5 protein-coding genes are annotated in these 7,285 nt (G+C 73.1%); 3 read left to right on the top strand and 2 right to left on the bottom strand.

What is annotated here, in order from left to right; genetic code table 11:
• Positions 1-95 precede the first annotated feature (95 nt).
• Entirely contained in the window at positions 96-2,054 is a 1,959-nt protein-coding gene (locus ACWDAS_RS11985; RefSeq protein ID WP_450388863.1) for a primary-amine oxidase, read from the top strand.
• A gap of 68 nt (positions 2,055-2,122) precedes the next feature.
• On the opposite strand, the gene ACWDAS_RS11980 is transcribed toward ACWDAS_RS11985, so the two are convergent.
• Positions 2,123-3,127 (bottom strand): aldo/keto reductase family protein, encoded by a 1,005-nt coding sequence (locus ACWDAS_RS11980; RefSeq protein ID WP_450388861.1) that lies wholly within the window; start codon positions 3,125-3,127, stop codon positions 2,123-2,125.
• Between the two features lie 201 nt (positions 3,128-3,328).
• Positions 3,329-4,192 (bottom strand): DUF6528 family protein, encoded by an 864-nt coding sequence (locus ACWDAS_RS11975; protein WP_450388859.1) that lies wholly within the window; start codon positions 4,190-4,192, stop codon positions 3,329-3,331.
• A 69-nt stretch (positions 4,193-4,261) separates the two neighbouring features.
• On the opposite strand from ACWDAS_RS11975, the gene ACWDAS_RS11970 reads away from it, so the two are divergent.
• Together ACWDAS_RS11970 and ACWDAS_RS11965 are read left to right on the top strand one after the other, a co-directional pair.
• A complete protein-coding gene (locus ACWDAS_RS11970) occupies positions 4,262-4,804 on the top strand; it encodes a GNAT family N-acetyltransferase (protein WP_450388857.1) in 543 nt (180 codons plus the stop codon).
• 75 nt (positions 4,805-4,879) lie between these two features.
• The gene (locus tag ACWDAS_RS11965; RefSeq protein WP_450388855.1) at positions 4,880-7,252 is read left to right on the top strand and encodes a Tex family protein; all 2,373 of its coding nucleotides are present in this window, start codon (positions 4,880-4,882) and stop codon (positions 7,250-7,252) included.
• Positions 7,253-7,285 lie beyond the last annotated feature (33 nt).

Here is a 7,285-nt window from a genome sequence, read left to right as displayed (position 1 = left end):
GCCCGCCGCTCCCCTGGCCAGGGGAGCGGCGGGCCGGTTCCATGTCCGCAGTGCCTCCATCGCGCAACGACCTACGTCCACAAGAGGGTTGCCCCATGTCCTCCTGCTGCCACACCGACGCCGACGCCGCCCCGGCCGCGCCCCATCCTCTCGACCCGCTGACCGCCGACGAGATATCCGCCGCCCGGCGCATCCTCACCGAGGAGGGCCGGGTCACCGACGCCACGCGCTTCCCCCTGGTCCTCCTCGACGAGCCGGACCGGCACGCCGCCGACGCCCACCGCGACGGCGACCCCGTGGTCCGCCGGCTGCGCGTCACCCTGCTCGACTCGGCCACCGGCGCCGCCGCGGAGGCCCTGGTCGACGTCACCGCGGGCGCCGTCGTCGCGTACCGCGAACTCGACACCGCGGAGGAGGGCCAGCCCCCGGTCACCTTCGAGGAGTACGAGATCGTCGAGCAGGTCGTCAAGGCCGACCCGGGCTGGCGCAAGGCCATGGCCGACCGCGGCGTCACCGACCTCGACCTGGCCGTCGCCGCCCCCCTCGGCGCGGGCCCGCTGCGTTTCGAGGACCGCCCCGGCGCCCGCCTCATGCGCTCCCTCACCTGGCTGCGCTGCAACGCCTCCGACAGCCCGTGGGCGCACCCGGTGGCCGGGCTCGTCGCCGACGTCGACGTCATCGAGCGGAAGGTGGTCCGCCTCATCGACACCGGCGCCGTGCCGATCCCGTCCGAATGCGGGCGCTACGAGGCCGAGTTCAACGGCCCCGCCCGCACCGACCTGCGCCCGCTGGAGATCACCCAGCCCGAGGGGCCGTCCTTCACCCACACCGGCCGGCTGATGACCTGGCAGAAGTGGCGCTTCCGCATCGACTTCAACGGCCGCGAGGGCCTGGTCCTGCACCAGATCGGCTACCAGGACGGCGACCGCCTCCGTTCCGTCCTGCACCGTGCCTCGCTCGCAGAGATGGCCGTCGCGTACGCCGAGCCCGGCGACGACCGCAACTGGGTCGCCTTCCTCGACGCGGGCGAGTACTCGCTCGGCCGCAACGCCAACGCCCTGAAGCTGGGCTGCGACTGCCTCGGCGAGATCGCCTACCTCGACGCCGTCCTCTCCGACGACCTGGGCAACCCCGAGACGCTGCCGAACGCCATCTGCATCCACGAGGAGGACTACGGCCTCCTGTGGAAGCACACCGACATCTTCAACGACATGGCGGCCGACAGCCGCCGCTCCCGCCGCCTGGTCGTCTCCTACATCGCCACCGTCGGCAACTACGACTACGGCTTCTACTGGTACTTCTACCAGGACGGCACGATCGGCTTCGAGGCCAAGTCCACCGGCATCGTGCAGACCTCCGCCGTCGAGCCGGGTACCGCCGACGCGGTCGGCACCGAGGTCGCGCCGGGTCTGCTGGCCCCGTTCCACCAGCACCTGTTCTGCGTACGGCTGGACGCTGCGGTCGACGGGCACGCCAACACCGTCGAGGAGGTGGACGTCGTCCCCGTCCCGCACGGGCCGGACAACCCCAACGGCAACGTCTTCACCACCCGCGTGACCCCCGTCGCCGACAGCGCCGAGGGCGGCCGCCTCGCCGACCCGCTGGCCGGCCGCCGCTGGCGCATCACCAACCCCGGCTCCGTCAACCGCATGGGCAAGCCCGTCGCCTACACCCTCGTCCCCCAGCCCGGCCCGGTCGTCCTCGCCCAGCCCGACTCCGCGGTCGCCCGGCGCATGGCCTACGGCACCAAGCACGTGTGGGTCACGCGCTACCGCCCCGAGCGGCGCTTCCCGGCCGGCGACTACCCCAACCAGAACGCCGGCGGCGCCGGACTGCCCCGCTGGACCGCGGCGGGCGAGTCACTGGAGGACACCGAGCTGACCGTCTGGCACACCTTCGGCCCCACCCACCTGCCCCGGCTGGAGGAGTGGCCGGTGATGCCCGTCGACCACAGCGGCTTCACCCTCAAGCCCACCGGGTTCTTCGACCGCAACCCCTCGCTCGACCTCCCCAAGGAGACCCCGCGCGGCGAGGGCCACTGCCACACCGCCTAGCCGGTCCTTCCCCGGCAGCCGCTCCGGCCCCGCGGTACGCACGGACCGCGGGACCGGAGCATGAGGGCTCAGGGACGGTGGGGCGGGACGTTGTCGTGGACCCGCTTGGGGTCGGTGACGGCGACCGGCTCCAGGATCTCCTCGATCCGCGCCATCAGCTCCTTCTCCAGGACCACACCCGACGCCTTGGCGTTCTCCGCGACCTGCTCCGGACGGGACGCGCCGACGATCGCCGCCGAGACGTTGGAGTTCTGCAGCACCCACGCCACCGCCAGCTGGGCCAGGGACAGCCCGGCCTCGGCCGCGAGCGACTGGAGCCGCTGGACGGCGTCGAGCACCTCGTCGCGCAGCCACCGCGAGATCATGCCGGCGCCGCCCTTGTCGTCGGTGGCCCGCGACCCCGCCGGGGGCTCCTGCCCCCGCCGGTACTTGCCCGTCAGCACACCCTGCGCGATCGGCGAGAAGACCACCTGGCCCATGCCCAGTTCCTCGCAGGTCGGGACGACCTCGCCCTCGATCACCCGCCACAGGGCGTTGTACTGCGGCTGGTTCGACACCAGCGGGATGTGCAGCTCCCGCGCCATCGCGTGGGCGCGCCGGATCTGCTCCGCCGGCCACTCCGAGACGCCGATGTACAGGGCCTTGCCCGAGTGGACGACGTCGGCGAACGCCTCCATCGTCTCCTCGAGCGGGGTGTCCACGTCGTAGCGGTGCGCCTGGTACAGGTCGACGTAGTCGGTCTGCAGGCGGCGCAGCGAGCCGGCGATCGACTCCATGATGTGCTTGCGCGACAGCCCGCGGTCGTTGCGGCCCGGGCCGGTCGGCCAGTACACCTTGGTGAGGATCTCGATGCCCTCGCGGCGCTCGCCCTTCAGCGCCTCGCCGAGCACGGACTCGGCGCGCGTCCCCGCGTAGACGTCTGCGGTGTCGAAGGTGGTGATGCCGGCCTCCAGCGCCGCGCGCACGCACGCCGTGGCGGCGTCCGCCTCCACCTGCGAGCCGTGGGTGAGCCAGTTGCCGTACGCGATCTCACTGATGACCAGGCCGCTGCGGCCGAGATGGCGGTATTCCATGGGAGCGAAGCCTCCGTTGGCATGTGCGTGGATGCCGGCCGGCCCGATGCGGACGCATCGAGGCCCGCCGGTGGCCCGGCGCCCGGGCGGGCGTCGGCCGCAGGATAGGTGGCAGGGACATTTTCCTCTGATCATTCCATGCCCGTGCGGCGCCGCGGGGTGCCGGTCCCGCCGGCCGCGGCCCCCGGGGGTTTACCGGCCTCAGCGGAAGTCCGGGGTCCACAGACGCACCGTGGCGAACTCCGCGCCGGGGCGGGTCCGCGAGTACGCCGGCCTCCCGTCGGCGTCGAGGAAGTCGATGGTCGGCCCGCCCCAGCCGCGGGGCCCGGTCGCCTCCGACCGGGCCATGATGCGCGTCCCCGTGGGCTGGTTGGTGTACGCGCTCACGCCGCTCGCGCCGTCCACCTGCCGGTACCTGCGGGTGGCGACGTCCAGCCGGTAGACCCCGTACGTGTCGGTGAACCACAGCGACCCCGCATCGCCGTACACCGGCTGGAGATCACGGCCCTCGCCCTCGAAACGCACCACGCTGTGCTCCGTCAGCGTCGTCGCGGCTCCGCGGCCCGCCACCGCGTAGCGCACCAGCCGCCCGGCGCCGATCGCCCACAGCGCCCGGTGCTCCGGGTCGTACAGCACCCCGCGCGCCTTCGGCAGCGGGACGGTGCGGAAAGGCGCGGTCTGCTCCGCGTCCGCGTACAGCCGCAGCCGGCCGGGGGCGCCGGAGGCCACCACGATCACGCCGCCCGGGATGCGCTCGATCGCGTGCGGGCAGTCGGCCGGTGTGATCGTCTGCCACACGATCGCGCCCGTGTCCTCGCGCACCATCGCCGCCCGGCCGCCCGACGCGGCGACGAGCACCACCCGCCCGTACGCCTGCGTTCTGCGCAGCCGCACGTCCGACAGATGCCGCCAGCTCGTGCCCGTCCCGCCCGGCGCGCTCCAGCGCCAGGTCACGGCGGTGCTCCGCGACCAGTCCGCGGCCTCCGGGTCGAAGACCAGGACGCCGTTGGAGGACTGGTCGGCGGTGGCGATGGGATGGCTCCTGCGCGCGGCGTGCCGCGTCATGTACTGCCCCCGTATGTCGTTGACGTGCCAACGAATATTCGGAGGATAGCGACGGTCAGCCCTGCCAGGATGGGCCGCGTGACCGTCCCGCGACCGAACGTCCACGCTTCGCCCGTATGGGAGATCGCCCCGCTCGCCGTTGACGACCCCGTGTCGAAGGACCTGCTGTGGAGGTACTTCGACGACATCGTCAGCCGCTACTACGGCAGGCCGATGACCCGGGGGGAGATCGACGACCTGCTCACCGAGCACACCAGCGACGACCTCGCGGGCGCCTCGGGACGCTTCCTCGTCGGCCGCCACGAGGGCCGTCCGGCCGGCTGCGCGGGCGTCCGCCTCCTCGCGCCGGGCGTCGCCGAACTGCGCCGTGTCTGGGTCGTGCCCGCGGCCCGCCGCACCGGCGGCGCCGCACTGCTGGTCGGGGCCGCGGAACGCGCGGCGCGCGAGCACCTGGGCGTGGGCGTGATCCGCCTGGACACGCGGGCCGACCTGGTCGAGGCACGGACCCTGTACGCGAAGCTGGGCTACCACGAGATCGCCGACTACAACGGCGAACAGTACGCCGACCACTGGTTCGAGAAGCGTCTCGACGGGGACACCGGCGCGGCATAGACCCAGGCTCGCGGCCGGGCGGCCGGGCTCCGCAATAATGCACCGGTAGTCCAGCCAGAAAGCAGGTCGCACATCGTGACGACAACGGTCTCGGTCGAGCGCAGGATCGCCGAGGAACTCGGCGTACGGGAAGGTCAGGTCCAATCGGCCGTCGAGCTGCTCGACGGCGGCGCGACCGTGCCGTTCGTGGCCCGGTACCGCAAGGAGGCGACGGGCGGTCTCGACGACGCCCAGCTCCGGACGCTCGAGGAGCGGCTGCGCTACCTGCGCGAGATGGACGAGCGGCGGGCCGCGATCCTGGAGTCCATCGAGTCCCAGGGCAAGCTCGACGACGCACTGAAGGCGCAGATCCTCGCCGCGGACTCCAAGGCCCGGCTGGAGGACATCTACCTGCCCTTCAAGCCCAAGCGCCGCACCAAGGCGCAGATCGCCCGCGAGGCCGGCCTGGAGCCGCTCGCGGACCGCCTGCTCGGCGACCCGGCCCTCGACCCGCAGACCGAGGCCGCCGGGTTCGTCGACGCCGACAAGGGCGTGGCGGACGCCGCGGCGGCGCTGGAGGGCGCCCGCGCGATCCTCACCGAGCGCTTCTCCGAGGACGCCGACCTCGTCGGCGAGCTCCGCACCCGGATGTGGGAGCGGGGCCGGCTCGTCGCCAAGGTGCGCGAGGGCAAGGAGGAGGCGGGCGCCAAGTTCGCGGACTACTTCGACTTCAGCGAGCCGTTCACCAAGCTCCCCTCGCACCGCGTGCTCGCCATGCTGCGCGGCGAGAAGGAGGAGGTCCTCGACCTCACCATGGAGCCCGAGGAGCCGGCCGAGGAGGGCCCCTCCACCTTCGAGCGCAGGATCGCCCACCACTTCGGCGTCGCCGACCGCGGCCGCCCGGGCGACAAGTGGCTCGCCGACACCGTGCGCTGGGCCTGGCGCACCCGCTTCCTCGTCCGGCTCGGTCTCGACCTGCGCGTCCAGCTGCGCCAGGACGCCGAGGACGAGGCGGTCCGGGTCTTCGCCGCCAACCTCCGCGACCTGCTCCTCGCCGCCCCCGCCGGCACCCGCGCCACGATGGGCCTCGACCCGGGCTTCCGCACCGGCGTGAAGGTGGCCGTCGTCGACGCGACGGGCAAGGTCGTCGCCACCGACACCATCTACCCGCACGTGCCGCGCAACCAGTGGGACGCCTCCATCGCGACGCTGGCCCGGCTCGCCGCCGCGCACGACGTCGACCTCGTCGCCATCGGCAACGGCACCGCGTCCCGCGAGACCGACAAGCTCGCCGCGGACCTGATCAAGCGGCACCCCGAGCTGAAGCTCACCAAGGCCGTGGTCTCCGAGGCCGGGGCCTCCGTCTACTCGGCCTCCGCCTACGCCTCCGCCGAGCTCCCCGACCTCGACGTGTCGCTGCGCGGCGCCGTCTCCATCGCCCGCCGCCTCCAGGACCCGCTCGCCGAACTCGTCAAGATCGACCCCAAGTCGATCGGCGTCGGCCAGTACCAGCACGACCTGTCCGAGCTGAAGCTGTCGCGCTCGCTCGACGCGGTGGTGGAGGACTGCGTGAACGGCGTCGGCGTCGACGTCAACACCGCCTCCGTGCCGCTGCTGCGCCGCGTGTCCGGCATCACGGAGGGCCTGGCCGCCAACATCGTCGCCCACCGCGACACCAACGGCCCGTTCCGCAGGCGCACCGCGCTCAAGGACGTGGCCCGGCTCGGCCCGAAGGCGTACGAGCAGTGTGCGGGCTTCCTGCGGATCCCCGACGGCGACGACCCGCTGGACGCGTCCAGCGTGCACCCCGAGTCGTACCCCGTGGTCCGGCGCATGAGTACGGCGGCGGGCACCGACATCAGGGCGCTGATCGGCAACACCTCGGTGCTGCGCGGGCTGAAGCCGCAGGAGTTCGTGGACGACACCTTCGGACTGCCGACCGTCACCGACATCCTCGCCGAACTGGAGAAGCCGGGCCGCGATCCGCGGCCCGCCTTCAAGACCGCGGCCTTCAAGGAGGGCGTCGAGGAGCTCAAGGACCTCAAGTCCGGCATGATCCTGGAGGGCGTGGTCACGAACGTCGCGGCCTTCGGCGCCTTCGTCGACATCGGCGTCCACCAGGACGGGCTCGTGCACGTCTCGGCGATGTCCAAGAACTTCGTGAGCGACCCCCGCGACGTGGTCAAGCCCGGCGACATCGTCCGCGTCAAGGTCCTCGACGTCGACATCCCGCGCAAGCGCATCTCCCTCACCCTCCGCCTGGAGGACGAGGCGGGCGCGCCCAAGGGCAACACCGGCGGCGGCCGGCCCGACCGCGGCCCCCGCCCCGACCGCCGCGGCGGCAACCCGCCCCGTCAGGCCCGTGGCGGCGACCGCGACCGCCCGGCCCCCGGCGGCGCCATGGCCGACGCCCTGCGCCGCGCCGGCCTCGACAAGGGCCTCGGCGGCGGCAACGGCCGCCGAGGCTGAGGGCTCCCACGTTGAGGCGCGCCGCCCCCGACC

It is taken from the genome of Streptomyces sp. NPDC001070 (assembly GCF_053598835.1).
The sequence above is the reverse complement of the archived record's forward strand: the minus strand, read 5'-3'. Positions and strand labels throughout refer to the sequence as shown.

Bases quoted from the DNA above. Each gene is read 5' to 3' on its own strand.
- ACWDAS_RS11985 (WP_450388863.1), top strand. From the start codon at position 96: ATGTCCTCCTGCTGCCACACCGACGCCGACGCCGCCCCGGCCGCGCCC.
- ACWDAS_RS11980 (WP_450388861.1), bottom strand. From the start codon at position 3,127: ATGGAATACCGCCATCTCGGCCGCAGCGGCCTGGTCATCAGTGAGATC.
- ACWDAS_RS11975 (WP_450388859.1), bottom strand. From the start codon at position 4,192: ATGACGCGGCACGCCGCGCGCAGGAGCCATCCCATCGCCACCGCCGAC.
- ACWDAS_RS11970 (WP_450388857.1), top strand. From the start codon at position 4,262: ATGGGCCGCGTGACCGTCCCGCGACCGAACGTCCACGCTTCGCCCGTA.